28 protein-coding genes and 2 tRNA genes are annotated in these 25535 nt (G+C 61.0%); 15 read left to right on the top strand and 15 right to left on the bottom strand.

The features are described 5' to 3' along the window. The first annotated feature begins 54 nt into the window (after positions 1-54). Positions 55-816: a squalene/phytoene synthase family protein gene (locus IU397_RS06985; RefSeq protein ID WP_204412001.1), complete on the top strand. Its 762-nt coding sequence runs from the start codon at positions 55-57 to the stop codon at positions 814-816. Here the strand turns inward: IU397_RS06985 and IU397_RS06990 are convergent. The 3 genes from IU397_RS06990 to cobA are packed head-to-tail and all read right to left on the bottom strand — an operon-like array spanning position 813 to position 4189. Further along, positions 813-2039 carry an MFS transporter gene (locus IU397_RS06990; RefSeq protein ID WP_204412002.1) on the bottom strand — a complete coding sequence of 409 codons (1227 nt, stop codon included), beginning with the start codon at positions 2037-2039 and terminating at the stop codon, positions 813-815. The two genes, IU397_RS06985 and IU397_RS06990, sit on opposite strands and share 4 nt — an antisense overlap. Before the next feature lie 24 nt (positions 2040-2063). After that, positions 2064-3338 carry a cobyrinate a,c-diamide synthase gene (locus IU397_RS06995; RefSeq protein WP_204412003.1) on the bottom strand — a complete coding sequence of 425 codons (1275 nt, stop codon included), beginning with the start codon at positions 3336-3338 and terminating at the stop codon, positions 2064-2066. Further along, on the bottom strand, positions 3335-4189 hold the full coding sequence (gene cobA, locus IU397_RS07000) for a uroporphyrinogen-III C-methyltransferase (protein WP_204412004.1): 855 nt from the start codon (positions 4187-4189) through the stop codon (positions 3335-3337). The genes IU397_RS06995 and cobA overlap by 4 nt, the downstream gene beginning before the upstream one ends. A gap of 123 nt (positions 4190-4312) precedes the next feature. Between cobA and IU397_RS07005 the strand changes: the two genes are divergently transcribed. From IU397_RS07005 to IU397_RS07030, 6 genes are all read left to right on the top strand, one after another. Further along, positions 4313-5377, top strand: a complete 1065-nt coding sequence (locus tag IU397_RS07005; RefSeq protein ID WP_204412005.1) for a cobalt-precorrin-5B (C(1))-methyltransferase — start codon at positions 4313-4315, stop codon at positions 5375-5377. Further along, positions 5374-6102, top strand: a complete 729-nt coding sequence (locus IU397_RS07010) for a cobalt-precorrin-6A reductase (RefSeq protein WP_204412006.1) — start codon at positions 5374-5376, stop codon at positions 6100-6102. Before IU397_RS07005 ends, IU397_RS07010 begins: the two co-directional genes overlap by 4 nt. Further along, a complete protein-coding gene (locus IU397_RS07015; protein ID WP_204412007.1) occupies positions 6099-6731 on the top strand; it encodes a DNA-3-methyladenine glycosylase in 633 nt (210 codons plus the stop codon). Before IU397_RS07010 ends, IU397_RS07015 begins: the two co-directional genes overlap by 4 nt. Continuing rightward, positions 6728-7399 (top strand): alpha/beta hydrolase, encoded by a 672-nt coding sequence (locus IU397_RS07020; RefSeq protein WP_204412008.1) that lies wholly within the window; start codon positions 6728-6730, stop codon positions 7397-7399. The genes IU397_RS07015 and IU397_RS07020 overlap by 4 nt, the downstream gene beginning before the upstream one ends. Positions 7400-7637: 238 nt before the next feature. Continuing rightward, entirely contained in the window at positions 7638-8222 is a 585-nt protein-coding gene (locus tag IU397_RS07025; RefSeq protein ID WP_204412009.1) for an HNH endonuclease, read from the top strand. 267 nt (positions 8223-8489) lie between these two features. After that, a complete protein-coding gene (locus tag IU397_RS07030; RefSeq protein ID WP_204412010.1) occupies positions 8490-8732 on the top strand; it encodes an EF-hand domain-containing protein in 243 nt (80 codons plus the stop codon). Between the two features lie 318 nt (positions 8733-9050). Here IU397_RS07030 and IU397_RS07035 read toward each other — a convergent pair. Both IU397_RS07035 and IU397_RS07040 read right to left on the bottom strand, forming a co-directional pair. Further along, positions 9051-9125 (bottom strand) — tRNA-Asn (locus IU397_RS07035). 54 nt (positions 9126-9179) lie between these two features. Next, a complete protein-coding gene (locus tag IU397_RS07040) occupies positions 9180-10127 on the bottom strand; it encodes an MBL fold metallo-hydrolase (RefSeq protein WP_370541629.1) in 948 nt (315 codons plus the stop codon). 14 nt (positions 10128-10141) lie between these two features. On the opposite strand from IU397_RS07040, the gene IU397_RS07045 reads away from it, so the two are divergent. Both IU397_RS07045 and IU397_RS07050 read left to right on the top strand, forming a co-directional pair. Further along, positions 10142-11464: an ATP-binding protein gene (locus IU397_RS07045; RefSeq protein ID WP_204412011.1), complete on the top strand. Its 1323-nt coding sequence runs from the start codon at positions 10142-10144 to the stop codon at positions 11462-11464. A 181-nt stretch (positions 11465-11645) separates the two neighbouring features. After that, positions 11646-12230 carry a hypothetical protein gene (locus IU397_RS07050; protein WP_204412012.1) on the top strand — a complete coding sequence of 195 codons (585 nt, stop codon included), beginning with the start codon at positions 11646-11648 and terminating at the stop codon, positions 12228-12230. 26 nt (positions 12231-12256) lie between these two features. On the opposite strand, the gene IU397_RS07055 is transcribed toward IU397_RS07050, so the two are convergent. Next, positions 12257-12333, bottom strand: a tRNA-Ile gene (locus tag IU397_RS07055). A gap of 47 nt (positions 12334-12380) precedes the next feature. After that, positions 12381-12809 carry a hypothetical protein gene (locus tag IU397_RS07060; RefSeq protein WP_204412013.1) on the bottom strand — a complete coding sequence of 143 codons (429 nt, stop codon included), beginning with the start codon at positions 12807-12809 and terminating at the stop codon, positions 12381-12383. Positions 12810-12938: 129 nt separating this feature from the next. Here IU397_RS07060 and purM point away from each other — a divergent pair, with 129 nt between their 5' ends. The 4 genes from purM to IU397_RS07080 all read left to right on the top strand — a co-directional run bounded on the left by purM (position 12939) and on the right by IU397_RS07080 (position 16378). Next, positions 12939-13988 carry a phosphoribosylformylglycinamidine cyclo-ligase gene (gene purM, locus IU397_RS07065; RefSeq protein WP_204412014.1) on the top strand — a complete coding sequence of 350 codons (1050 nt, stop codon included), beginning with the start codon at positions 12939-12941 and terminating at the stop codon, positions 13986-13988. Then, positions 13985-14578 (top strand): phosphoribosylglycinamide formyltransferase, encoded by a 594-nt coding sequence (gene purN / locus IU397_RS07070; protein ID WP_204412015.1) that lies wholly within the window; start codon positions 13985-13987, stop codon positions 14576-14578. Before purM ends, purN begins: the two co-directional genes overlap by 4 nt. Before the next feature lie 94 nt (positions 14579-14672). Beyond that, a complete protein-coding gene (gene rnd, locus IU397_RS07075) occupies positions 14673-15824 on the top strand; it encodes a ribonuclease D (protein ID WP_204412016.1) in 1152 nt (383 codons plus the stop codon). 68 nt (positions 15825-15892) lie between these two features. Next, positions 15893-16378 (top strand): lytic transglycosylase domain-containing protein, encoded by a 486-nt coding sequence (locus IU397_RS07080; RefSeq protein WP_204412017.1) that lies wholly within the window; start codon positions 15893-15895, stop codon positions 16376-16378. 63 nt (positions 16379-16441) lie between these two features. Here the strand turns inward: IU397_RS07080 and IU397_RS07085 are convergent, their stop codons facing one another. The 8 genes from IU397_RS07085 to IU397_RS07120 form a co-directional block, all read right to left on the bottom strand. Beyond that, positions 16442-17188 (bottom strand): ABC transporter ATP-binding protein, encoded by a 747-nt coding sequence (locus IU397_RS07085; protein ID WP_204412018.1) that lies wholly within the window; start codon positions 17186-17188, stop codon positions 16442-16444. Then, complete coding sequence (locus IU397_RS07090) at positions 17185-17970, bottom strand: ABC transporter permease (protein ID WP_204412019.1); 786 nt, start codon at positions 17968-17970, stop codon at positions 17185-17187. Before IU397_RS07090 ends, IU397_RS07085 begins: the two co-directional genes overlap by 4 nt. A 4-nt stretch (positions 17971-17974) precedes the next feature. Further along, positions 17975-19024 (bottom strand): alanine racemase, encoded by a 1050-nt coding sequence (gene alr, locus IU397_RS07095; protein ID WP_204412020.1) that lies wholly within the window; start codon positions 19022-19024, stop codon positions 17975-17977. Positions 19025-19256: 232 nt separating this feature from the next. Then, entirely contained in the window at positions 19257-19673 is a 417-nt protein-coding gene (locus IU397_RS07100) for a cupin domain-containing protein (RefSeq protein ID WP_204412021.1), read from the bottom strand. After that, positions 19670-20215: a GNAT family N-acetyltransferase gene (locus IU397_RS07105; protein ID WP_204412022.1), complete on the bottom strand. Its 546-nt coding sequence runs from the start codon at positions 20213-20215 to the stop codon at positions 19670-19672. Before IU397_RS07105 ends, IU397_RS07100 begins: the two co-directional genes overlap by 4 nt. Then, entirely contained in the window at positions 20187-21464 is a 1278-nt protein-coding gene (gene eno, locus IU397_RS07110) for a phosphopyruvate hydratase (protein ID WP_204412023.1), read from the bottom strand. Before eno ends, IU397_RS07105 begins: the two co-directional genes overlap by 29 nt. A gap of 65 nt (positions 21465-21529) precedes the next feature. After that, on the bottom strand, positions 21530-22012 hold the full coding sequence (locus tag IU397_RS07115) for a disulfide bond formation protein B (RefSeq protein ID WP_204412024.1): 483 nt from the start codon (positions 22010-22012) through the stop codon (positions 21530-21532). Continuing rightward, on the bottom strand, positions 22009-22587 hold the full coding sequence (locus IU397_RS07120; protein ID WP_204412025.1) for a YqaA family protein: 579 nt from the start codon (positions 22585-22587) through the stop codon (positions 22009-22011). Before IU397_RS07120 ends, IU397_RS07115 begins: the two co-directional genes overlap by 4 nt. A 154-nt stretch (positions 22588-22741) precedes the next feature. Between IU397_RS07120 and IU397_RS07125 the strand changes: the two genes are divergently transcribed. Both IU397_RS07125 and IU397_RS07130 read left to right on the top strand, forming a co-directional pair. Further along, complete coding sequence (locus IU397_RS07125) at positions 22742-23782, top strand: TRAP transporter substrate-binding protein (RefSeq protein WP_204412026.1); 1041 nt, start codon at positions 22742-22744, stop codon at positions 23780-23782. A 36-nt stretch (positions 23783-23818) separates the two neighbouring features. Then, a complete protein-coding gene (locus tag IU397_RS07130; protein ID WP_204412027.1) occupies positions 23819-25063 on the top strand; it encodes a flavin-dependent oxidoreductase in 1245 nt (414 codons plus the stop codon). Positions 25064-25535 lie beyond the last annotated feature (472 nt).

Genomic DNA, 25535 nt, shown 5'->3' on the forward strand with positions numbered 1-25535 from the left:
TTGGGCCATGTTGTTGCTGGGATTTCAGCTTTGGCTCACCAAGGCAGATCTGGCATGAGTGTTGCGGCCTGTGCGGCACTGGTGCAGCGGGGTGATCCGGACCGATTTGCAGCGACGATGGCGGTGCCGGTGGCCGCGCGAGCGGTATTGTTTCCGATCTATGCCTTTGCGTTGGAAGTGTCGCGGGCGCCCTGGGTCACGGCAGAGCCTATGATTGCCGAGATGCGGTTGCAATGGTGGCGCGATGCGTTGGGAGAGATTGCTGACGGTGGTGTCATTCGGCGCCATGAGGTCGTCACGCCATTGGCCGAGATTTTGTCGCCGGATGTTGCGCGGTTGCTGGACGGTGCGGTTGCGGCCCGACGGTGGGATATCTATCGCGAACCGTTCGAGGATGCGGCGCATTTTGAGGATTACCTGCATAAGACGGCCGCGGTGCCGGTCTGGGCGGGGATGGCCACGCTTGGCGCCGCAGAGGAGATGCGCCCGGCGGCGCTGGATTGCGGGTGGGCGATTGGTCTAGCCCGGTTTCTGATGGCGGTGCCGGAGTTGCAGGCGCGCGGGCGGCATCCGCTGGTGCAGGGGCAATCGATCGCAGACCTGGCGCAGCAGGGCCTGGACCGGCTTTCTCGGAAGCGGGCTTTGCGGCGCAGGGTAGGTTCGGTCATCGGCGCGCCCCTGTTGGAAGGGTGGATGGCGGCGCCGATCCTGGATGCGGTGCGGCGAGACCCTGACCTGTTGGGACGGGGCGGGCCATCATTCAGCCCGTTTCGGCGGCACTGGCGCCTTTTGCGTGCGGCGATTGCCCTGCTTTAGGCCGGCGCACGGTTGCGGATGTTCAACCAGATCAGCGCCGCACCGGCCAGGGTAAGGAAAGGCACCATGGCAAGGTTCACGGCTGTCCATCCCTGCACCACGTCGCCGCCTGAGCAGTTCATCAAGCCACCGGAGGCCAGGGAGGCCACGGTGACGCATCCAAAAACGATCGCATCATTCAAGCCCTGGACGCGGCCGCGTTCTTCGACCCCGTGGGCCTGGGCGAGCATTGTGGTCGCGCCGATAAAGCCGAAGTTCCAGCCAATGCCAAGCAGGATGAGAGCGCCGAAGAAGTTGCCGATCTCAACTCCTTCGAGCGCCACAACGCCAGCGGCGGCCAGGATCAGCAGACCCAGCGAAACGATGTTACGCACACCGAAACGCACGATCAGGTGACCGGTAAAGAAGGAGGGCGCGAACATCGCGATGACATGGGCCGAAACGACCCAACCTGCGGTTTCTGTTGAGAAACCGCAGCCTACGACAGCAAGTGGTGTGGAGGTCATCACCAGGTTCATCAGCGCATAGCTGACCATGGCGCAGATGATCGCGACGCTGATCTTGGGATCGGCCAGCAATTGCCGGATGGTGCGACCGCCCGCAGCCCCTTTGGCCGTGGTCTTTGGGCGGGGGATATCCAGAAAGACAAATAGGAACGCGCCCAGCACGTTGATGGCGGCAACTGCAAGATAGGTGCCGAAAAACGGGATCACGTAACTGTCCGCCAAGGCCGTGCCGAGGGGCGGGCCGATCAATGCCGACAGAAGACCGCCCGCCATGACATAGGAAATCGCCTTGGGCCGGTAGCTTTCGGAGGCCGTATCGGCGGCGGCAAAGCGGAAAAAGCCCTGCGCGGACATGTAGACACCGGTCAGGTAGCTGCCGATCAAAAAGATCACAAACGACCCCGCGAACAGCCCGTAGGCCGAGACCAGGGCGCCCAATGCGCCGCCCATGGCGCCGATGACAAAGCCGGTCCGCCTGCCGTGGCGTTGCATCAAGGGCGATAACCAGGGCGCGGTGGTCATGGAGCCAAAGACGATCAGGGAGATCGGTAGCGTCGCCAGACAGGGATTGGGCGCCAGCATCCCGCCTGCCAGGCCGCCGACGGTAAAGATCATGGGCATCTGACTGCCGAGGACCGCCTGGGCCGCAACAAGGACAGCCACGTTGCGTTTGGCGCGACGCTCGTCGGTCAGGGCCGGGTCAGCAATGGCGGTCATGGGATATCCTTCTGGCCGGTCAGGTCACACGGCACGGTCGATCACGTGGGCAAAGCTGCCGCAGACGCGGCCTGTGCGCAAGCCCATCGGCGCCAGATTATCGCCCGCAGCGTCCCGTGCGGCAAACAGTGTTTCTCCCTGAGCGCGGGTCGTGGTGGCATAGTGAAATTCATGACCGCGCCATTGCCCGGCAAAGGGGCCATGGCGCGCCTCAAGCTGTCGGTAGCCCAAGTGCAGCTTGCGTCTGGCGAAGCTGGTATCCAGATCCAGCAGGCCTGCCATGGGGTGGGTCTGGCCCTGGGCGTCAGTCAAGGTCTGGCCGAGCACCATGTAACCGCCGCATTCCCCATAAATATCAGATAGTTTCGACGCATTTCTCAAGCTTTTCAGGAAAGTCTGGGTGCGGGCCAATCGCCCGGCGTGAAGCTCTGGGTATCCGCCGGGAAGAATCACCAAATCGGCGTCTGGGACAGGATCGTCGGCCAAGGGGGAAAAGTATGAGATCTGCGCGCCTCTCTCCCGCCAATCCGCAAGAAGATGGGGATAGGCAAACGCAAAGGCCTGATCCTGGGCCATGGCGATATGTTGTGCTGGAGGAGGTGTGCGCGGGCCACATTCGATGGGGCGCGGGGTGGCATCGGGCAAAAGATCGAGATCGATATGGGCCTCTGCCAGATCCGCCAACCGGTCAAGCCAGTCTGACAAGTCACTCCGTTCGGCGGCCTGTACCAGACCAAGGTGGCGGGATGGGTGGTTGATCTGATCTTGCCGGGGGATCGCCCCTAGAACGGGCGGCAGATCGGTCCTGTCCAATGCGCCCCGCAGCATCGCCTCGTGCCGGGCACTGCCGACACGGTTCAGAATGATCCCGCAAAATCGAACATCGGGCCGGTGATGGACATATCCCCCGACCAATGCCGCAACCGAATGCGCCATGCGCACCGCGTCAATAACCAGCAAGACGGGCAGGTCTAGCAGAACCGCCAGATCGGCGGTAGATCCCTGACCCTGGGGCGGTGCGCCGTCGAACAGGCCCATGGCCCCTTCGACAATCAGGGGCGTGTCGCCGGCGGCCAGCAGGCGGATGCGATCGGGCGTCATGGCCCAGGCATCAAGGTTGATGGATGGATGCCCGCAGGCCGCTTCGTGAAACCGGGGATCGATATAGTCTGGTCCGGATTTTGCGGCGCGCACCGGTCCGCGCCGTGCGAGGGCTCGCATCAGGGCGAGCGACACCGTAGTCTTGCCGCTGCCCGAGGCCGGGGCGCCGATCACCAGCCCCCCTTTTGTGGGGGTCATACCTGTTCGGCGGGAAGGCCGCGACCCAGTGGATCAAGGTTGGTTGGCATTTGGCCCGCCGCCATGGCTTGCCAGTCCAGCACGTCACGCATCTGAACGGCCTTGCCGATACAGATGATGGCCGGAGGTTCCATACCGATCCGCGCAATATCTTTTTCGGCCATGTCGAGGGTGGTCTCCAGCACCCGTTGATCGGTGGTTGTCGCGGTCGTCACGATGGCAACGGGATCCGACGCCGGGCGCCCGGCGTCGATCAATGCCTTGGAAATCCGACCGATATGTTTCATGCCCATATAGATGACAATCACATGGCTGCCCCGCGCAATCGCGGCCCAATCCAATGTGTCAGGGGCCTCCCCGGCCTGATCATGCCCGGTAACGAAGGTGACGGATTGGTTCACATCGCGGTGCGTTACGGGGATGCCAGCATAGGCCAACCCGCCGATACCGGCCGTGATACCGGGAACGATGCGAATGGGAATGCCGTGTTGCACCAGTGTTTGCGCCTCTTCCCCGCCGCGGCCAAACACGAAGGGATCGCCGCCTTTCAGGCGCACAACCTTGCGCCCGTCGCGCGCTAGATCGATGAGCCGCAGGGAAATGTCGCGTTGTTGGGCCGATGGTTTGCCACCGCGTTTGCCCGCGTAGATCACCTCGGCCTGCGGCGCCCAGGCCAGCAATTCCTCCGAGACGAGGGCATCATAGACGATCACATCCGCCTGGCGCAGGGCGTTCATGCCATGCAGAGTCAGCAGGCCGGGATCGCCAGGGCCCGCGCCCACCAGCCACACCCAACCGGGATCCAGAATGGGCCAGTTGTCGCCCGGGAATGTCACATCTGTTTCTGTCATGGCCCGTTATTGCCCGAAGACCGAGCCATGAAAAGGGGGTGAGACGACACGCCCATATCGCAAAGCGACCCGGCCACAGGTGGGGGATGGCGGGGTGACGGGGGGCTGCCTATAATCCGGCCCATGAAGGATCTGCCGAAAACCGAATTGCGGCGTGGCTGGACGACCGGGACCTGTGCCACGGCGGCGGTGCGGGCGGCCTTGGCCCGGTTGCGGGCAGGGTTTTTTTTGGATCCGGTGACCATCACCTTACCCAAGGGGGAGACACCGGTTTTCCCCTTGGCCCACAGGGGTGCGGGCGATGGCTGGGCCGAGGCCGGTGTGACCAAGGATGCCGGAGATGATCCAGATGTGACCCATGGGTGCCTTGTGATTGCGCGGGTGGCACCGGGTGCGCCGGGCAGCGGCGTGACCTTTCGGGCCGGGGGGGGCGTGGGTCATGTGACGAAACCCGGTCTGCCCATCGCCGTGGGAGAGCCCGCCATCAACCCCGTGCCCCGGCAGATGATGGCAGGCGTGGTCGAGGCCGATGCGCCCGGTGCAGATATCGAGATCACGATCAGCATTCCAGGCGGCGTGGAACTGGCGGCCAAAACCTGGAATCCCCGTCTGGGTATTGCGGGCGGTCTGTCTGTATTGGGCACTACGGGCGTGGTGCGGCCTTTCAGTTGTGCCGCCTGGATCGCATCGATCCATCGCGGGATCGATGTGGCACGCGCCGATGGGCTGGCCCATGTGGCCGGATGCACAGGAGCCACATCCGAAGCGGTCGTTCAGGCGTTGCATGCCCTGCCGGACCACGCGATGCTGGATATGGGGGATTTTGCGGGGGGCTTGCTGAAATATCTCAGGCGCCATCCCGTCGCCCATATCACCATCGGCGGAGGTATCGGCAAGATGACCAAACTGGCCCAAGGCGCGCTGGATTTGCATTCTGCCCGCAGCCAGGTGGATTTTGATCGGCTGGCCGCCGATTTGTCCCAACCGGATCTCGCCACCGCCAATACGGCGCTTGATGCGCTGGCCCGGGCAGGAGCCGAGATGGCGGACCTGGTCGCCGCGAGCGCACGCCAGACCGTGGAGGCCGCGTTGGGGGAGGCGGGCGTTACCGTCGACACCGTGGTGATCGACCGGGCAGGCACCATCCTGGCCCGGTCCGGCGCTGTGCCGGGCCTGTCTGCCCCGTGAAGGTTTTGCTGTTGGGCGGCACCGGTGAAGGCCGCGACCTTGCGCATTTGCTGGCCGATAGCGGCCACGAGGCGACCCTGTCGATGGCCGGGGCCACACGGAACCCCGCGCAGATGCCGATCCCCATGCGCGTGGGTGGATTTGGCGGGGCGGAACCCTTTGCACAATGGCTTGTCGCGCATCAGATCGCGGCAATCATTGATGCCACACATCCTTTTGCGACCCGGATCTCTGCCCGGTCGGCTGCTGTCGCTGCGGCGTTGGGACTGCCTTACATGCAAGTGCTGCGTCCGGCATGGGAGGCCGGCACCACGGACACATGGCATCACATCGCCGTGGAAGAAGGGGCCGCGGCATTGATCCCCGACAGCGCCACCGTTTTTCTGGCGACGGGGCGGCAAACACTGCACCGCTTTGCCGACCTGCAGACCCGTACCCTGATCTGTCGCCAGATCGATCCGCCAGACAGGCCGTTCCCCTTTCCCAACGGGCGGTTTCTGGTGGGGCGTCCGCCATTTTCCGTTGAGGAGGAACTTGCCTTATTCGCTGAGCTGGGGGTGGATTGGTTGGTCGTCAAAAATGCCGGTGGCGCGGCCAGTCGCACCAAGCTTGACGCCGCCGCCCGGTTGGGGCTGCCTGTCGCCATGATTGATCGCCCTGCGCCATCCGATGCCCCAACCGTCGCCACATCGACGGAGGCCATGCGCTGGCTTAACGCGTTATGAGCGTCGGGCGCCTCATCCACTCCCATGACTGCGTCGCCGAAGGCGCGGCCTGGCTGGCCAAGGTCGAGCCACGTTTTGCCAAGGCGCTGGATCAGACCGGGCCGCTGCCCCTGCGGTTAAGGAAGGACGGGTTTGAAGCGCTTCTGAATGCAATTGTCAGCCAGCAGGTGTCGGTTGCTTCGGCCCGGGCGATCTGGGGCAGGCTGCGGGCGGCAAAGTTGACCGGACCGCGCAAGGTGCTCCGGGCCAGTGACGATGACCTGCGCGCCTGCGGGCTGAGCCGCCAAAAGATTCGTTACGCCAAGGCGTTGGCGGAGGCGCGGATCAACTATGTCGATTTGCGTCAGGCGCCGGAGCCGGTGATCCTGGAGACGCTGACCGCCGTGCCCGGCATTGGGCGGTGGACCGCGGAGATCTACGCCATGTTCTCCCTTGGTCGGGCGGATATCTTTGCCCCGGGCGATCTGGCATTGCAGGAAGCCGTCCGGATCCTGTGGGACATGGAGGATCGCCCATCGGAAAAAGCCCTGCGGGTCATGGCCGCGGATTGGTCCCCGTGGCGAGGGGTGGCGGCCCGGCTGTTATGGGCGTATTTCAAGGTCGCCAAAGACAGGGAAGGCATCACATGACCCGAGAATTAACTGTCGCGCGCCGGGAGCCAAAATCCGGCAATGTGGCCTCTGCCGTTGTGTTTTTGCACGGCTACGGCGCGAACGGAGCCGACCTGATGGGGTTGGCCGACCCATTGGCCGAGCATATGCCCGATACGCTGTTCCTGGCCGTCGACGCACCCGAGACCTGCGTCAATAACCCAATGGGATATCAATGGTTTCCGATCCCCCACATGGACGGATCCGACCCGCAGGCGGCGGGGGCCTCATTCGCGCAATCGGTGGATGATTTGAACGCGTTTCTTGATCACATGCTGTTGCAGGAACGGCTGGAGCACAAACAGGTTATCCTACTGGGCTTTAGCCAGGGCACTATGATGAGCCTGCATGTGGCTGCCCGGCGGTCTGCACCCTTTGCCGGTGTGGTCGGTTTTTCGGGCCGGTTGTTGCAGCCCGAACGGCTGGCGGCGGAGGTCACATCAAAGCCGCCGGTGATGCTGCTACACGGCGATCGGGACCCGGTCGTGCCCTATGAGAGCATGCAAGAGGCGGCCGAGCCGTTGGCGGACAATGACTTTGACGTTTATACGCACACCATGGCTGGGGCGCCGCACACGATTTCCCCGGACGGGTTGCAACAGGCCTATGCTTTCATGGCAGATGCCTTGCGCAAAGCGGCCATCTGAACCGGCCGTTCGTCGGTTCAAAAACGACGCACAGGCAGATGTCGGCCCGATCCTGTGGATAACCGTCACATCCCTGTAACACCTGCTTTGTAGCAGATGTGACAAATACCGTATCTAGCGGGGGTTGTCCGTCAGGAAACGCCATATATAGTCAGGTGCAGCCGGAACCGACGCTCTTTGTGACGGCAGGGTACTGAGTAAGGCATAGGGCAGGGCATACGAGGGCGGAGACAGGCCAATGACTGCAGAGTTTCGAACGCAATTCGTGCGAGAGCCGAACAATCTGAGGCACCATCCTGCTTTGGTTCTGAATGCTGATTATCGGCCGCTTTCCTATTATCCGCTGTCTCTTTGGCCCTGGCAGGAAGCGGTCAAGGCCGCTTGGCTGGATCGTGTGACTATCCTGGCTGAATATGATGAGGTGGTGCGCAGTCCGTCGACCTCGATCAAGATTCCGTCGGTGGTTGTCCTCAAGGACTATGTAAAGCCGCAAAAGCGGGTGGCGTTTACCCGTTTCAACCTGTTTTTGCGGGATGAGTTTTGCTGCCAGTATTGTGGTGCGCGAGGCGATCTGACCTTTGACCATGTCGTGCCGCGGGCGCGGGGCGGTGTGACGAGCTGGGAAAATGTCGTGGCCGCCTGTTCGAAATGCAACCTGCGCAAAGGGTCGCGATCCTTGCGGCAATCCGGGATGAGCCTGCGTCGCCCACCACGCCAGCCGGCAGCAGAGGAATTGCGAAACATGGGGCGGCGATTCCCCCCCAATTATCTGCACGAAAGTTGGCTCGACTTCCTGTACTGGGACGCCGAATTGGAAGCCTGATCCGGAATTTTTCACACATCGCCATATTTTGTGGCGATGTGTTGCCAGTTTTGGCGCCGGTCATGTTCCATCTGTTGCCCACCAAGTCCGGGCCCTCTCCTCCCTGCAGCTTACCGCCACCGCGAACCACATCATTTGGCGATCCAACGCGTGAAATACCCCAGTTCTGTTCCATGTCTAGTTCGGCTTGGGGCACGGTGCCATGTTCTGTTGGCGGCTCGGGACAATCCTGGCCGCCTATAAAAGAGCAACCAAAGGAGACACCCCATGAAAACGACTGTTTTGGGTCTGGGTATTCTGAGCGCAAGCATTCTTACAGCTCTGGCTGTCAGCGCCGCCACCGAAATGGACACCGATGGCGACGGGATGTTTTCGCTGACCGAGCTTCAGGTCGCTTACCCTGATCTGACGGCCGAGACATATGCATCGCTTGATGCCAATGCTGACGGCATGGTCGATCCCGAAGAGCTGGCCGCGGCCCAGGAAGCCGGCGTTTTGCCAGCCAGCTAAGAGTTATGCCCTTAGAGGTAGCTGAGATCCGCACCCCCCAGCAGCGCGGATAGCAGTGAGCGTGGCCCTCGCCTCCCGAGGGCCACGCTTTTTATTGAGTGCTGCACCCGGCATGAAAAAGTGGTATACTTGGTAGTCAATTCCGCTGCGTCCTGCTTGAACGCGGGTCTGAACACTCTTCTCGTCATGCAGACCGTCCAGTTTCAAGAACACTTTATGCCCGTCTTCGCGAAACCGGCAGCTAGCCAGACAGCAAAACGCCAACATTACCTTTAAAGCACAAGCTATTCAGGAGGCGGGTGTACGATGTCAGATTTTTGGCTCCGGCGGTAGGGATCGAACCTACGACCAATTGATTAACAGTCAACTGCTCTACCGCTGAGCTACGCCGGAACTGGCGTGCCGTATAGCAACCGGGTTTGGGTGCGTCCAGTGGCTTTCGAACCGTTATGCGGACTTTTTTCGCGTGCTGCGAAAATGGCTTTGGACGCTCAACTCACCGTCCGGTTCGACAAGGCCGCGGCCTGCCAAGTCGATCAGATGGGCAAAAACATTGCGTTCGGCGGCACGCAGCAAGGCGGTATCCGTGTCGACATAGATCTGGCGTGTCAGGCTGGGAATGTTCGTCGGCCGGTCCGACACGGTATTGAGGATCTGGGTTTCGCGCATGAGACGATGGTCGATCAGTTCGGCCAGTCTGGCCTTGGGATCGTCGATCACCTCGCCATGACCCGGATAATAGGTGCGTGCGGGATATGCCTGCAGCTTGCGGCACGATGCCATGAACGCGGTCAGATCACCATCGGGAGGCGAGACCAGTGATGTGGCCCAGCCCATCACATGGTCACCGGAAAAGATCACATCGCCCCACTGAAAACACATGTGATTTGCCGTGTGGCCCGGTGTCCAGATCGCAGTGACCTGCCATTCCGGGCTGGTGATGGTGGCGCCGTCAGGCAGACGGATATCGGGGCGAAAATGGCTGTCGATCCCTTCGCCGCCATGGGCGCGGCCGGTCTGCGCAAGTTGCGTCATGATCGATGTGCGCCCGTCCAGATGCGTACCGAATGCATGGATCTGCGCGCCGGTTTCCTGAGCCAGCAATGTCGCGAGTGGAGAATGGTCCAGATGGCTGTGGGTGACCAGAATATGGGTGATCTGCTGGCTGGGTTTCAGCGCCTCTTTGATCGCCTGAAGGTGGGCGGCATCCATCGGTCCGGGGTCGATGACGGCGATATACTGAGCGCCCAGCAGATAGGTATTCGTCCCCCTGAATGTCATGGGCGACGGGTTGGGCGCGGTGATCCGGGCCAGATCGGGGCTCAGCCATTCGGCCAAGCCGACAGGCGGATTATAGTTCGGCACTGGCGTCACTTCCCCTTCGTTCCCGACCACGATACACTTTTTTTATGGAATTCAAATGGCTGAAACACGTGATGCCCCGGGGGCTTTATGGTCGTGCTGCGTTGATCCTTGTCCTGCCGGTCATCGTCATGCAACTGGTCATTCTGGTTGTGTTCATCCAGCGCCATTTTGAGGATGTGACCCGCCAGATGACCAATACGGTGCTGCTGGAATTGCAGCATATCGTGGATCTGGTGGAGCGGGCACCGGATTCCGACGCCGCGTTGATGGCCACGGCCGAGGTGAGCGGTGCATTGCGGTATCAGCTTGATCTGCCATCCGCGCCGCGCAGTGGGTTCGAGCGGGTGTTTTACGATGTGTCGGGTCGCACGGTGGCGGCAACCCTGCGGGAGGAGCTAAGCGGGCTACAGGCGATCGATTTGGCGACATCCTTGCGCCGGGTGGCCATTCAGGTCGATACCAGACACGGGCCGATGATGCTGAAATTTGACCGGCGCAAGGTGTCCGCGTCGAACCCGCACCAGTTGCTTGTGCTGATGGTGTTCACCGGGGTGGTCATGACCGCTGTCGCCTTTCTTTACATGCGCAATCAACTGCGTCCGATCACGCGGCTTGCGCGCGCGGCTGAGGCCTTTGGCAAAGGCCGCGCGGGGCCCTATAAACCGTCTGGGGCCACGGAAGTGCGGGCCGCAGGTGCCGCATTCCTTGACATGCGCCGTCGGATCGAACGGCAAACGGCTCAGCGGACCCTCATGCTCTCCGGCGTCAGCCATGATCTGCGCACCCCCCTGACGCGACTGAAGTTGGGTCTGTCCATGGTGGAGCCGTCGCAGGACATCGCCGAGATGGAGCGCGATGTGGCCGATATGGAGGATCTGATTGACGCTTTTCTGGATTTCGCCCGGGTGGAGACCTTGGACGATCTGGAACAGATCGCACCGTTTTCCTTGGCCCGGGCGGCGGTTGAGGCGGGCAGGCGCGGCGGAGGATCGGTGACGCTTCATCCCCTCCAGGGTGAGGCGGTGAATGTGTCCTTGCGCCCAAGGGCGGTCAAACGGGCATTGGCCAACCTGATTGGCAATGCGTTGCGGTATGCCGGGCGGGCCGAGGTGTCTGTCCATGTGACGGACAAATCCGTGTATTTCCGGGTGGAGGATGACGGGCCGGGCATCCCCCCGGAACGGCGGGAGGAAGCCACGCGTCCTTTTGCCCGTCTGGACGCGGCCCGCAACCAGGACAAGGGCACCGGTGTGGGGCTTGGCCTGTCGATTGCTGCTGATATCGCCCGTGGCCATGGCGGGGCGCTGCAATTGGGGGAAAGTGCAACCTTCGGCGGCCTGCAGGCAGATCTGGTTTTGGCGCGTTAACTGGCCTCAATCGCGGACCTTGGCAAATCCCAACGGCAGATCCGGCGGCCTTTGCTACCCTACTATGCATATGCTGACCCGAAAGGACGTGTTCCTGTGACGAGTAGTTTTGTGTGCGCCCCACGAAAGATGCAGCCATATCGATCGTTTTTTCGAAAGTCTGCGGGCATGGGGTAATGCGATGAGCGTGATCCCGTTTCCGCAATCCGCCCCGCCCATGACATTTCGTTGGGACCGTGTGTTGCCGCGCCGCGTGACGCGCCCGGTGACGGTAGGACTAGATGGCCTGACGGCTTTGCTTTCGGCTGGTTTGACCGTTGATGCAGTGTTGGATCTGTCATGCGCCGCTCACATCCCGACCCTGCGGGGAGATGGCGAAACCGTCGGGCGACGGGCGCCGCTTCTTACCGTGACCATTGGCCAGGGTAATTGTGACGCACAGGCCTTTGAGGCGCTGTGCAACAATCCCGCGACGGATTGGGTTATCACGATGGTTGAGGCGTCCGGTGGGTTTTCAAAGCTCTGCCAGGAGCCTGTCGTGTTGACGACGGAGTATGTTCACCGAACTATTTTGAATACACGCGATCCCCATCTGGCATTGCGCAATGCATGTCTGGCGGTGTTTGCCCGCAGTCCGACGGCGTTCATGGTGCTTTCTCCGTCAGCCCGATCTGCGATGGGGTGTTACAGGTGGGAATGCGGAACCCGATTTGTGCGTATCGGTGGCCCAGAAAGCCCGCCGCGCCGGTCACAGGGTCTGCTATAAACAAACACAGCGCTATTGCGGGATGGTGGTAGGCCCGGCAGGACTTGAACCCGCAACCAAAGCGTTATGAGCGCTCTGCTCTAACCAATTGAGCTACAGGCCCGCCATTCGCGTTGAGTAACAGACTGCTCGGTCGGGTCAAGATCTGCATCAGCCCGGCGGAATGATGGAATAGATCTGACGCCCCATGGGGCAGCATTTTGCATCACCTTGCAGGTAGACCAGCATCTCAATCTCGATCCGCCCGATCTGCCAACTGTGGATGCGCTGGGGAAATCCAGCCTCCATCCCCTCCACCGTTCCGGAGTGAACCAACCGTCCCTCGACCCGGGTGAACAACTGTGCCTCGGTGATCACGCCATTTCCCCCCGCACCCATCAAGCGGAAGATAAAGGCCAGGGCATCGGGCGCACCGTCACCTGTAAAGTCACCTTCATAGACCGTCGCACCGGTATAAAGATCACCGTATTGGGCCCCGCCGAATGCTTGGATCTCCGCTGGGACAACGGCAGCCTGCCGCTGGGCGGCGGCGTGAAGCGGCAGGGCGAGGAAAGCGGCACTCAGGACCCGAAACAGCATTGGCAACATCTCACCTTGGAAACCGACGCTTGACCCTAGCGTGCGGGCCTGGCTTCGATCAATCGTCCTATCGGATTGCGGCACTCTCACCCATGCGGTATCGCAGCGAAAACTGCAGACGGAGCAACGATGTCTGACACTCAAAAGAACGGACTGACTTACGCCGCCGCGGGCGTTGACATCGATGCGGGCAATGCCTTGGTCGATCGGATAAAGCCCGCGGCCGCCGCCACCAACCGGGCTGGGGTGATGGCAGGGCTGGGTGGTTTTGGTGGATTGTTCGACCTAAGAGCTGCGGGCTTTCAGGATCCGGTTCTGGTTGCGGCAACCGATGGTGTGGGCACCAAGCTGAAGATCGCGGTGGAGACCGGCCAGGTTCAACATGTGGGCATCGATCTGGTGGCGATGTGTGTGAACGACCTGATCTGTCAGGGAGCGGAGCCGCTGTTTTTTCTGGATTATTTTGCCTGTGGGACGCTGGACGTGGATCAAGCCGCGACCGTGGTCGAAGGGATCGCACAAGGGTGTCAACTGGCGGGTGCTGCGCTGATCGGCGGTGAAACGGCAGAGATGCCGGGCATGTACCGGGGGGATGACTTCGATCTGGCGGGCTTTGCCGTGGGCGCCATGGAACGTGGCGCCACTTTGCCCAATGGCGTTGCCGAGGGGGATATTTTGTTGGGCCTGGCCTCAGACGGGGTGCATTCGAACGGGTATTCCCTGGTGCGCCGGGTGGTTGACCTGTCTGGGTTGGATTGGAAGAACGCAGCACCCTTTGCCGATGCGTCATTGGCGGAGGCGCTTTTGACGCCGACGCGGATCTACGTGAAACCGGCCTTGCAGGTCATGCGCGGCGGTGGGGTGCGTGGACTGGCTCACATTACTGGCGGCGGCCTGACAGAGAATGTGCCCCGTATGTTGCCCGATGGGTTGGGGGCAGAGATCGATCTGGGTGCCTGGACTCCCCCGCCCATCTTTGACTGGCTGTCCGAGACCGGCGGCATTAATGGCGACGAGATGTTGAAGACCTTTAATATGGGGGTTGGTCTGGTGATGGTGGTCGCACCCGACCAGGCCGACGTCATCGCGGACGGTTTGCGCGCGGCGGGTGAAACCGTCCATGACCTGGGCCATGTGCAGTCCGGTACCGGTGTCAGCTATGTCGGATCATCTGCATGAAAAAGGTGGCGATCCTGATTTCGGGCGGCGGCTCAAACATGGTCAAGCTGGTGGAACGCATGGCCGACAGACCGGGCTGGGTCGAGCCGTGCCTGGTGATATCAGACATGCCGCATGCGGCTGGTATTCACCGCGCCGAAGCATTGGGCCTAAAGACACGGGTCATCAGCCGGCCGCAATATCGGTCACACCGTGAAGGGTTTGAGGCCAAGATCCAGGCGGAGCTGGTCGAGGCACAAACAGATCTCATTTGTCTGGCGGGTTTCATGTATGTGCTTTCGCCAGATTTCGTTGATCAATGGGCCGGGCGCATTCTGAACATCCATCCCTCGCTCTTGCCGAAATACCGTGGTTTAAAGACACATGCCCGCGTGTTGGAGGGGGGCGATACCGTCCATGGTTGCACCGTGCATGAAGTGACGGCGGCCTTGGATGACGGCCCGATCCTGGGGCAGGCCAAGGTGCAGGTCCTACCAGGGGATACTGCCGATACGCTGGCGGACCGGGTTCTGGCCATGGAGCATCAACTGTATCCCCGCGTGCTTGAGCGATTTGCCCAGGGTATCACCGATCCGATCTATTTGCCGTAGTGCTTTCCATTTATTCGGAACTTCCATACCATCGGAGAAATTGCCGCATCGGCCCCTGAAACTGGGCAGAAGAAAAAGAACCCGAGCCGACTCAATGAGAACGATTACAACCACCGAAGATCTTGCCACTTTTTGTGACGAGGCCGCAAAAGGCCCCTACGTCACCTTGGATACCGAGTTTCTGCGCGAGCGAACGTATTACTCGAAACTCTGTCTGGTGCAGATGGCCCTTCCAGGTGAGGGGGAGGCGGTGCTTGTCGACCCCCTGGCAGAGGGGTTGTCGTTGGCGCCACTATGCGAGCTTTTCAAGGTCGAGACCTGCGTAAAGGTCTTTCACGCGGCCCGGCAGGATCTTGAGATCTTTTTCTTCGAAGGCAACGTGTTTCCCAAACCGCTTTTCGATACCCAGGTGGCGGCCATGGTCTGTGGTTTTGGTGAACAGGTCGGCTACGAAACACTGGTGAAAAAGATCGCCAAGGCAAGCATCGACAAGACCAGCCGGTTTACCGACTGGTCGCGCAGGCCGCTATCCGATGCCCAAAAAAACTATGCCTTGGCCGACGTGACCCACTTGCGTGTGATTTATGAACACCTCGCGGCTGAGATCGCCAAGACCGGACGCCAGCATTGGGTGGAAGAAGAGCTTGCGGTGCTAGTGGACTCACAGACTTACATGATCGAACCGGAGGAAGCCTGGCGCCGGGTCAAGACACGGACCCATTCCGGGCGTTTTCTGGCGCTGGTCAAATGCCTGGCTGCGTTTCGCGAAGACTATGCCCAGACCAACAATATACCGCGCAGCCGGGTCTTGAAGGACGATGCCTTGCTTGAGGTCGCCTCGACCCGGCCCAAGACGGTGGGGGATCTGGGTAAATCACGTCTTTTATTGCGGGAGGCGCGCAAGGGTGTCATCGCCGAAGGGATCCTGAATGCTGTCCGGCGCGGGCAGGACATGGATCCTGCCGATTTCCCGCGCTCCGACAGGTCGCGTGAGAACCTTACCGTCAATCCGGCCCTGGCCGATTTGCTGCGTGTGTTGTTGAAGGCCAAGTCCGAAGTGGCCGGTGTGGCGCAAAAGCTGATCGCCAGTGCCCATGATCTGGATGCCATCGCAGCGGGGGAGCGGGACGCGGCGGCCTTGCGCGGTTGGCGCAAGGAAGTGTTCGGTGACGATGCCCTTCGTCTGTGCGACGGCAAGATCGCCCTTGCTGCCAACGGTAGCCGGGTCACGGTCATCCCGGTCTGATTGCGCAGGCGCTTGCCGATCTGGTCTTTCAGAGTTGCCTTGGGGCGGGCAGAGGATAGGGTTTTGAGATGATCAAATTGACCCGCCGCTTGTTTGCTACCTCTTTGCTGGCCTTGCCTGCCGCTTGCGGGGCCGGCCCCGAAGACCCGCCGCCGCGCCGCCCCGAACCGCCGCTTTATCCGAATGAAACCCCGCAATTGCGGAACTTGATCAACGCGGCGGCGGTCGAAAATCAGATCCCGGTCACATTGCTGCACCGCGTGATCATTCGCGAAAGCACCCATCGCCCGGGTGCACGCAACGGGCCCTATTACGGGTTGATGCAGATCCTGCCCGCGACGGCGCGGTCGATGGGGTTCCGCGGTAGCCCGTCCGACCTTCTGGATGCCGAAACCAACCTGCGCTATGCGGGACGCTATTTGCGCGGGGCGTGGCTTGTTTCGGGTGGGGATGAGGGCAAGGCCGTCATGTGGTACGCGCGCGGGTACTATTTCGAGGCCAAGCGACTTGGCCTGCTGGAGGAAACCGGTCTGCGAGGCAGCCTTTATCAATAACGTTCGGGTCGGGCTGATTGCGAGACACGGGCCCGGGTGAACGTCACATGTAGAAATCTGGGGTTATCGCACGGCGGCAATCGGCCCCTCGGCGCGACCATTGATGAACTGGTCAACATACGGATCACCGCAGCTGTCCATCTGGCTGACCGGACCGGTCCATTGGATTACCCCGTCATGGAGCATGGCGACGGCATCGCCAATGGCGCGCACCGATGTCATGTCATGGGTGATGGTGACCGCGGTCGCGCCCATCTCCACCACGATTTCCCGGATCAGGTCGTTGATAACCCCGGCCATGATCGGGTCAAGGCCAGTGGTGGGTTCGTCGAAAAAGATGATCTCTGGCTCAGCCGCGATTGCGCGGGCCAGGCCCACGCGTTTTTGCATGCCACCGGATAACTCGGCGGGATACAGATCGGCCACATCTGCGCCCAGACCCACGCGGCGCAACTTGTCGATGGCTATCTGTCGGGCGGTGTCCTTGGGCTGTTTCAGGGCGCCGCGCAACAGCCGGAATGCCACGTTTTGCCAAACGGGCAGGCTGTCAAACAAGGCCGCCCCCTGAAACAGCATCCCGAACCGGGCGAGAAAGGCATCGCGATCACCAGTGCCGGTTTCCTGCCCGTCCACCGTGATCGTGCCCGCATCGGGGGCCACGAGGCCCAAGATGGTCTTGATCGCCACGGATTTCCCCGTGCCCGATCCGCCGATGATCACCATTGAGGTGCCACGTTCGACAAACAGATCCACGCCGCGCAGAACACGTTTGGAGCCAAAGGATTTATGGACATCTGCGAGACGGATCATATCGAAAAGAATATCCCCGTGAGCGCAAAATTCGCGGCAAGGATAAGGACGGCCGTCGCCTCGACACTGCTTTTGGTGGCGCGACCCACACCTTGGGCGCCGCGGGTCGAATTCATCCCGAAATAGCATCCCATCAATGCGGCAAGACAGCCAAAGACCGCCCCCTTGATCAATGATGACGTAATGTCACGCATTTCCAGGAAGTCCACCGTATTGCGGATGTAGGTCGCCGGATTGAAGTCTAGCGTTCCGGTAGCCACCGCATACCCACCTAGGACACCAATGACATCCCCGATGGCGACCAGCAGGGGCACCACGAGTGTGGCAGCCACCACGCGGGGCACGGTCAGGTATTTCATCGGATGGGTCGACAGGGTAACGAGCGCGTCGATTTGTTCCGTCACTTTCATCGTGGCGATTTCGGCAGCAATGGAGGAGGTGACGCGGGCAGCGATCATGAGGCCGACCAGAACCGGGCCCAGCTCACGCACGATGCCGATGGCAACGATCTGTGGGACGACGGCTTCGGCATTGAAGCGCGCACCGCCAGCATAAATTTGCAAAGCGAGGGCGCCACCGGTGAAAATCGCAGTGAGACCAACCACAGGAAGGGAAAAGTATCCAATGTTCAGAACGGCCTGCAAGAACTCTTTAATGTAGAATGGTGGCCTGACCACATGGCCCAGTGTTTGTCCGGTGAAGAGCGCGATGCGCCCCGTTGCGGCCAGCAGCCCGATGATCTGCCGCCCCAATGCGCCAAGGAAATGGGCGATGGCGCCCATCGGATTAAACCGCGCCGCCTGTGTAAAGGCGGCTGTATCGGGGGCCGAGGGCGGTCAGGATCTCATAGCCGATCGTGCCCGCATGACCAGCCAGGGCATCAATGGTTTGTTCGGGGCAGAGAATGTTGAGGGTTTTGGGCGCGTCCGGCAGCTCCGTCACATCGACTGTGATCAGATCCATGGAGACGCGGCCCACGACCGGGCAGGGTGTGCCATCGGCATAAAGCTGGCCCTTGTTGGAAATGGCGCGGATCAGGCCATCGGCGTAGCCCGCAGATACGGTTGCGATGCGGGAGGGGGCCTGCGCCGTCCAGGAGCCGCCATAGCCCACGGTCTCTCCTTCCGCCACGTCGCGGATCTGGATGACGGGCAGGGCAAGGCGTACAACCGGGCGCGCATCGGCGAAAGGCAGGCCGCCATAAATCCCGATGCCGGGGCGGGTCAGGTCGAAATGGTAATCCGCGCCCAAAAGTGTGCCGCCTGTGGCCGCGAGGGAGCGGGGGACCTGTACACCATCCGTCATGTCGCGAAACGCTTTTAACTGGGCGGCGTTCAGCGGATCGTCCGGCGTGTCGGCGCTGGCGAGATGGCTCAGGATCAGGCGCGGTTTCTGGGCCAGGGCCAAGGCGCCGACGGCCTGCCATTCACTTGGCTCCAGCCCCAGGCGGTTCATTCCGGTATCAAGCTGGATGCCGAATGCGCCACTTGGCAGCGCCTCGAAATGGCGGGTGAGTTGATCGACCGAGTTGAGAAGCGGGATCAGGTCCAGATCGTGGATCATATCGGTATCGCCGGGCATGTGACCGCCGAAGACGTAAATCTCCGGTCCGCGCCCCAGGGCTTGTCGGATCTCTGCGCCTTCCTCGGCCACGGCGACGAAGAACCGACGCGCCCCCGCCTTGGCCAGCGTGAGTGCAACACGCGATGCGCCCAACCCGTAACCGCTGGCCTTGACGACGGCCCCGGTTTCCGTCGTTGCGGCGGAAATTGCATCCAGCGCTCGCCAGTTTTCGGCGAGTGCATCAAGGTCGATTGTGAGAATTCCCGTAGCCATGGCGGTCGTTTTGACAGGCCCGGTCGCGAGGTCAAGGGGGAACATCCTTGCTTGGGCGGCGCTGCCGCCGTCGCGCGGATGTCCGCGACGGGGTCGCGGGGCGCAGGTTGCGCGGTGACGCCCCAAACCATTATCCCGGCTTTCTTATCGGGGAAGATACCTGTGGGATGTGTCCGCAAAGCAGGCTGAAGCCTCTATACAAACGTTTTGAAATTTTAGATCACGGGCGCGTTTACGGGATGTCGAACCCGAGGGGTGCCAAGTGAAACCCCGAAAACTGAAAACCGGGCGAGACAGTGCATCCGACCAGTGTCCAATCACCGGTTGTCCGAGCGGCTTGCCAATGGTGCCGCGGCACAACCACTTGCGGAAACTGACCCGCCTCTAGATCAGGGCCCAGACAATGGGTATGAGCTGGGCCGTCATCCGTTGCGCTGATCCGCAGGGTCAGCGGGGACCCTGCGTAATAGTGCCAGATCTCGGCCGCATCGACCCGGTGCCAATGGCTGTACTCCTCTGCTTTCAGCAGGAAATAGATCGCCGTCCCCGCGGAACGCCCATCCCCATCGGCCATCCAGGTTTGACGGTACCATCCACCTTCGGGATGGGGGGCAAGGCCAAGATGGGCTATAATCTGATCAGCGGTCACAGGTCGATGTGATAATACATAAACTGCTTCGCCGCGGCGTCGGGCAGCGACTGATAAGGCCCCCGTTCTTGAAATCCCAGCCGATCATAGAGGCGGCGTGCCGTTGTAAGGGATTTCGACGTTTCAAAGCAGAAGGATCTATAGCCGTCGGCCCGTGCCTGGTCCATCAGGGCCAGACATAGTGCCTCCCCCGCGCCTAGACCGCGGGCGACATCGCTCACGAACAGGCGTTTGGATTCGACCACATCATCGGTCAGAGGGCGGCTCATGGCACATCCCACCATTCGATCTCCGATTTCTGCCACCATGATGGCGCCTTTCGGTCGCGCATGCTCCTTGTCCAGACGGTGCATCAAGGCCGCATAATAGGGGGCCGGGTAGATGGCGCTGATTGCAGCACGGTCCTCGGGGCTGATCCCCATCAAATAGCTTCGATAGGCCCAGCACAGGCTTTTTACCCGGGTCAGGTCCAGGTCGCTGTCGACTAATCTGATGGCTACTTTTTGCGGCGCTTCACGAGCGGAGGATTGATGTCCCCGCATAGGTTGCTGTTTCGCCAAGTGCTTCTCCAATACGCAGTAACTGGTTATATTTCGCCAGTCGGTCTGTTCGCGCCACACTCCCCGTTTTTATCTGACCGCAATTGGTTGCGACTGCAAGGTCTGCGATGGTGGTATCTTCGGTTTCGCCGGATCGATGTGACATCACATTTGTATAGCTCGCGCGGTGGGCCATATCGACGGCCTTGAGCGTCTCTGTCAGGGTGCCGATCTGGTTGACTTTCACTAGCATGGAGTTAGCGCAGCCTTTGGCGATGCCATCGGCCAGGCGGGTCGGGTTGGTGACGAACAGATCGTCGCCCACAAGCTGGCAGCGATCCCCCAGTGCCTGGGTCAGGCTGGCCCAACCGTCCCAATCATCCTCGGACATGCCGTCTTCGATCGAGATAATGGGATAATCGTTCACAAGGGCTGTCAGATAATCGACATTCTCGTCAGCGGTGAGTGTTTTGCCTTCACCGGCAAGGACATACTTGCCGTCCTTGAAGTATTCGGTGGCGGCGCAATCGAGGGCCAGGTACACGTCCTTGCCCGGGGTGTAGCCAGCCTGTTCGATGGATTTCAGAACGAAATCCAAAGCGTCCCGGGTCGAACTCAGGTTGGGTGCAAATCCACCTTCATCCCCGATCCCGGTATTGTGACCCGCGGCGGTCAACTCTTTCTTGAGCGTGTGAAAAATCTCGGACCCGGTGCGGACGGCTTCCGCAATGGAGGTCGCGGCGACCGGCATGATCATGAATTCCTGGATATCGATCGGGTTGTCGGCATGTTCGCCGCCATTGATGATGTTCATCATCGGCACTGGCAGGATACGGGCCGAGGTGCCGCCCACATAGCGAAAAAGCGGCTGTTCGCAGTAATCTGCGGCCGCCTTTGCAGTGGCCAGGCTGACACCGAGGATGGCATTGGCACCCAGACGACCTTTGTTTTCGGTCCCGTCCAGTTCGATCATGGTTTCGTCAATGGCAACCTGCTCGGTGGCGTCAAAGCCCACGACGGCCTCGGCCAATTCGCCATTCACAGCCATCACGGCCTCGCGCACGCCCTTGCCCTTGTAGCGGTCCATATCGCTGTCGCGCTTTTCCACGGCCTCGAACGCGCCGGTGGAGGCGCCCGAGGGCACGGCGGCCCGTCCCATCGTACCGTCCTCCAGCGTGACATCAACCTCAACCGTTGGGTTGCCGCGGCTATCCAAGATCTCGCGGGCGAAAACGTCGATAATGGTGCTCATGGTGGGTCCCTCGCCGAAAGTTGTTTGGCGACCGTGTAGCAGGGGCGTTCCCTGGGGAAAACCGGTTATGCGGTTTGGGGATGGCGGGCGGGACGCAAGGTCGCCATGATCCACAGAGCCATGAAGAGGAGCGAGGCAATAGCGTTCCAGCTGGCCATCGACAGCCCCAGCATCGACCAGGCGACCTGATCGCACATGACCACACCGCTGGGGCCGTCCAAGCTGAGCAAATCAGCGCCGCTGAGGCCACCCAGATCGCCGCCACCCGAGCATGAACTGGGGCCCGGCCACCAGGCACGCTCGACCCCGGTATGGTAGATCCCGATGCTTGCTGTTGTGGCAGCGGCCGCGGCCCCGACCAGGGGAAACCACCGCAATGCGGTCGCTGTTGCCAGCACACCCACGATTATCGCCGCCATATGGGGCCAGCGCTGCCAGTAGCACAGCTTGCACGGGGCCAGACCGCCCAGGAACTCAAACCCCCAGGCGCCCAGAAGCAGGACCAATGATCCGCCAGCGGCCAACCATATCAAGCCGTTTCGCGTCACAGATAGCGCACCAGGAAAAAGCCTCCGATCAGAACAGCCACAAACACGATAAACATAAGGCCCAACCGCTTTTCGATGAAATCACGAATGGGTTCCCCAAACTTCCATAAAAGCCCGGCCACGATAAAGAATCGCAGGCCCCGCGCGATGATCGAGGTTACGATAAAGGTGCCCAGTGGCATCGCGGTCCAGCCCGACATGATGGTGATCACTTTGTAAGGAAAGGGAGTTAGCCCCGCGATCAGCACGGCCCAGAACCCGAAATCATTGAAACGTTCGTTGAATGCCTCGATCTCTTCACCTTTGCCCAGGCTTTCGAGGATCGGCTGGCCGATCTGTTCAAAGGCGAAGGCACCGATCACATAGCCCAAGAGCCCACCCAGGACGGAGGCTACGGTGCAAACGCCTGCAATCAGGAATGCCTTGCGCGGTGCTGCCAGGATCATCGGGATCATCAGCACATCGGGCGGGATCGGAAAGATCGAACTTTCGATAAATGAAACAATCGCTAGGGCAACCAAAGCATAGGGACCCGCGGCCAGGGACAGGGTCCAATCGTACAATCGACGCAGCATCAAAAACCTCATCAGAAACTGCATGTCTCCCACCATGCCGTTGCGTGAGGGTCAAGTGACGAACTGTTGCAAGGCAGGCGAGGGTTGAAATGCGCGGCACAGTCTGTCTCTGATATGCGCAAGGCCGAAAGGCCATGTTTTGGGAGGATACCGTATGACACATGTTTTCAAGGTGCTTGTTGGCGCCTCACTTCTGGCGCTGACGGCGGGGGCCGGTCTGGCACAAGATGTCACGCTGCGCTGCCAGCACTTTTTGTCGCCCAAGGGGTCAGTCCCCGCATTCTTCATCACGCCATGGGCCGAGAAGGTTGAGAAGGACAGCGATGGGCGGATCAAGGTCGAGATCTATCCGGCGATGCAACTGGGCGGGAAGCCTCCGGCGTTGTTTGATCAGATCCGCGACGGCGTGATCGATTGTGGCTGGGCGTTGCCCGCCTATACGCCGGGGCGATTCCCCGAGAGTGAAGTGTTTGAACTGCCCTTCATGACGTCAATGAGTGCCGAGGCATCGTCGAGGGCCGCCTGGGACTTCACCGAAAAATACATGCAGGAGCGTCTGTCGGAGATCCAGGTCCTGGCCGTTCACGTCCACGGCCCCGGTGTCATCCACAAAAAGGGTGAGCCCGTGACGACGACCGCAGACTTTGATGGCTTGAAGCTGCGCGGCCCGTCGCGGCAGGCCAACGCCCTGCTTGAAACGCTGGGTGCCACGCCAGTTGGCATGCCTGTGCCGGCCTTCCCCGAAGCGTTGAGCAAAGGCATCGTCGATGGCGGCGTTATCCCGTGGGAGATTGTGCCACCGCTCAAAGTGCACGAACTGGCCGACAGCCACACGCAACTCAGCGGTGACCGCGCGCTTTACAACACGTTTTTCATCTGGGGCATGAACAAGGCCAAGTATGACAGCCTGCCCGATGACCTCAAGGCCGTGATCGACGCCAATTCGGGGATCGAAACCTCTGCCTGGGCAGGATCTGCCATGGATCAGGGCGACGATCTGGGTGAGAAAGTCGTGGCCGACAAGGGCAATGCGATCCACACCCTGGATGACGGTGTTGTGGAAGAGTTGAAAACAATCGGCGCGGCCCAAACCGAGGCTTGGATTGCCGAGGTTTCTGGCAAGGGGCTGGATGGTCAGGCCATGGTCGATGATGCCAAGGCGCTGGTCGCGAAATACAGTGATCAGACCAACTAGGAGGAGGCGCACCGCTCAGGTGCGCGCCCTGATACCATGACTGTTCTGATTGCCGGGGCAGGCATTGGCGGGCTCAGCCTTGGGTTGAGCCTGTACCAGTTGGGCATTCCGTTTCGCATTTTCGAGGCGGTTGAGACGCTCAAACCCCTCGGGGTGGGCATCAACCTACAGCCGCAAGCGGTGCGAGAACTCTTTACCCTGGGGCTGGAGGATGGTCTGGACGGGATCGGCTTGCGGACTGAAGAGGTCGCCTATTTCTCGGTCCACGGTCAACCCATTTGGTCGGAGCCGCGAGGGCAGTCGGCTGGCTATACGTGGCCCCAATTCTCGCTCCACCGTGGCAAGCTGCAGATGCTGCTTCACGATACCTTGGTGGCGCGCGCCGGGCCGGTCGTGACAACTGGCGCTGCCGTCACCGGATGGGTGGAGGACGGGCAGGGCGTGCGGATCACCCTGACAAATCGTGGTACAGGCAAGGATCTAGGGCAGGAAGAGGGCGCGGTTCTGATCGCCTGCGATGGCATCAATTCCATCTTGCGCGCCCTGCTTTACCCCGATGAAGGCCCGGCGAAATGGGGCGGCACGATGATGTGGCGCGGCACCACGCGCGGCCCGCGGTTTTTGACCGGACGCTCCGTCGCTATGACGGGAGAGAAGGACCGCAAGTTCGTCTGCTATCCCATCGCCGATGACAGTGAAGGCAGCGTGCTGAATTGGATCGCCGATCTGACGATGCCGCCCGATTATGACTGGCGCAAACAGGATTGGAATTGCGACGGTGCATTGGATGACGTGCTGCCGCATTTCGCCGATTGGTCATTCGACTGGCTGGATATTCCCGCCGTGATGCGGGCCGCTGATGGGATCTGGGAATATCCAATGGTGGACCGGGACCCCCTGCCGCAATGGACCCATGGTCCGGTCACGCTGCTGGGCGACGCGGCTCATGCGATGTATCCGATCGGCTCCAACGGTGCGTCCCAGGGTATTCTGGATGCGCGCATCCTGGCCCGCGCGCTGAAAGAGTACGGACAGACCCGTGATGCGTTGCAATCCTATGAAAGCCAGCGGCGGGAGGCGGTGAACGCCGTCGTCGTGGCGAACCGCGGCGATGGCCCCGACAAGATCCTGGATATCGTGGCAGACCGCGCGCCCAACGGTTTTTCCGATATCGAGGATATCATGCCACTGGCAGAGCGGCAGGCCCTTGCTGATCATTACAAATCCGTGGCGGGGATGACGATTGCCGCCGTTAACGACACGGCGCCGATCCTAAAATAGCCGTCTCCGATCCCAACTGGTGAACAATCCCTTCCGACTGTTTTTAGGTAAACAGAATATTGCCAGCTTTCGGTCAAGGCAGGGTCACGCTGCCGGGGGTATAGTCGTGGTTACGGGACTTGGTCTCCGCCACGTCCCGTAACTGGTTGGAAATACGTTGCGTTGCACAGGGCAGGTTACGCCCTGCCTGCGGCTGCGGATCTGTCGAAGGATTTTCTTCGGTCGATCTGCGCCGCTTGTACAGGACCTGAGCTGCTGGACAGCCGGGTCGTGAAGGACAAGCCGCAATTGACGTATGGATCACATCCGGTTCGCAAGGCATCGGAGGGGCGGTGCTGCTCCTGCGGTGGAGTATGCGAACGGGATAGCTGGCCGGGTCTGGCCGGCCGGCGGCGCAGGCGGACTTCGGTAAATCGCTTTTCCGGTCCGCCTGCGGTCTTTCCGGGACGCGTTGGGATGGGGGCGCTGCATG

The organism is Actibacterium sp. 188UL27-1, from assembly GCF_016901225.1.
Taxonomy (GTDB): Bacteria; Pseudomonadota; Alphaproteobacteria; order Rhodobacterales; family Rhodobacteraceae; genus 188UL27-1.

Bases quoted from the DNA above. Each gene is read 5' to 3' on its own strand.
- IU397_RS07020 (WP_204412008.1), top strand. From the start codon at position 6,728: ATGACCCGAGAATTAACTGTCGCGCGCCGGGAGCCAAAATCCGGCAAT.
- alr (WP_204412020.1), bottom strand. From the start codon at position 19,024: ATGGCTACGGGAATTCTCACAATCGACCTTGATGCACTCGCCGAAAAC.
- IU397_RS07130 (WP_204412027.1), top strand. From the start codon at position 23,819: ATGACTGTTCTGATTGCCGGGGCAGGCATTGGCGGGCTCAGCCTTGGG.
- IU397_RS07105 (WP_204412022.1), bottom strand. From the start codon at position 20,215: ATGCGGGGACATCAATCCTCCGCTCGTGAAGCGCCGCAAAAAGTAGCC.
- IU397_RS07120 (WP_204412025.1), bottom strand. From the start codon at position 22,587: ATGCTGCGTCGATTGTACGATTGGACCCTGTCCCTGGCCGCGGGTCCC.
- rnd (WP_204412016.1), top strand. From the start codon at position 14,673: ATGAGAACGATTACAACCACCGAAGATCTTGCCACTTTTTGTGACGAG.
- IU397_RS06995 (WP_204412003.1), bottom strand. From the start codon at position 3,338: ATGACCCCCACAAAAGGGGGGCTGGTGATCGGCGCCCCGGCCTCGGGC.
- IU397_RS07030 (WP_204412010.1), top strand. From the start codon at position 8,490: ATGAAAACGACTGTTTTGGGTCTGGGTATTCTGAGCGCAAGCATTCTT.
- purM (WP_204412014.1), top strand. From the start codon at position 12,939: ATGTCTGACACTCAAAAGAACGGACTGACTTACGCCGCCGCGGGCGTT.
- IU397_RS07025 (WP_204412009.1), top strand. From the start codon at position 7,638: ATGACTGCAGAGTTTCGAACGCAATTCGTGCGAGAGCCGAACAATCTG.
- IU397_RS06985 (WP_204412001.1), top strand. From the start codon at position 55: ATGAGTGTTGCGGCCTGTGCGGCACTGGTGCAGCGGGGTGATCCGGAC.
- IU397_RS07045 (WP_204412011.1), top strand. From the start codon at position 10,142: ATGGAATTCAAATGGCTGAAACACGTGATGCCCCGGGGGCTTTATGGT.
- purN (WP_204412015.1), top strand. From the start codon at position 13,985: ATGAAAAAGGTGGCGATCCTGATTTCGGGCGGCGGCTCAAACATGGTC.
- IU397_RS07090 (WP_204412019.1), bottom strand. From the start codon at position 17,970: ATGGGCGCCATCGCCCATTTCCTTGGCGCATTGGGGCGGCAGATCATC.
- IU397_RS07050 (WP_204412012.1), top strand. From the start codon at position 11,646: ATGAGCGTGATCCCGTTTCCGCAATCCGCCCCGCCCATGACATTTCGT.
- IU397_RS07080 (WP_204412017.1), top strand. From the start codon at position 15,893: ATGATCAAATTGACCCGCCGCTTGTTTGCTACCTCTTTGCTGGCCTTG.
- IU397_RS07085 (WP_204412018.1), bottom strand. From the start codon at position 17,188: ATGATCCGTCTCGCAGATGTCCATAAATCCTTTGGCTCCAAACGTGTT.
- IU397_RS06990 (WP_204412002.1), bottom strand. From the start codon at position 2,039: ATGACCGCCATTGCTGACCCGGCCCTGACCGACGAGCGTCGCGCCAAA.
- IU397_RS07125 (WP_204412026.1), top strand. From the start codon at position 22,742: ATGACACATGTTTTCAAGGTGCTTGTTGGCGCCTCACTTCTGGCGCTG.
- IU397_RS07060 (WP_204412013.1), bottom strand. From the start codon at position 12,809: ATGCTGTTTCGGGTCCTGAGTGCCGCTTTCCTCGCCCTGCCGCTTCAC.
- IU397_RS07005 (WP_204412005.1), top strand. From the start codon at position 4,313: ATGAAGGATCTGCCGAAAACCGAATTGCGGCGTGGCTGGACGACCGGG.
- cobA (WP_204412004.1), bottom strand. From the start codon at position 4,189: ATGACAGAAACAGATGTGACATTCCCGGGCGACAACTGGCCCATTCTG.
- IU397_RS07015 (WP_204412007.1), top strand. From the start codon at position 6,099: ATGAGCGTCGGGCGCCTCATCCACTCCCATGACTGCGTCGCCGAAGGC.
- eno (WP_204412023.1), bottom strand. From the start codon at position 21,464: ATGAGCACCATTATCGACGTTTTCGCCCGCGAGATCTTGGATAGCCGC.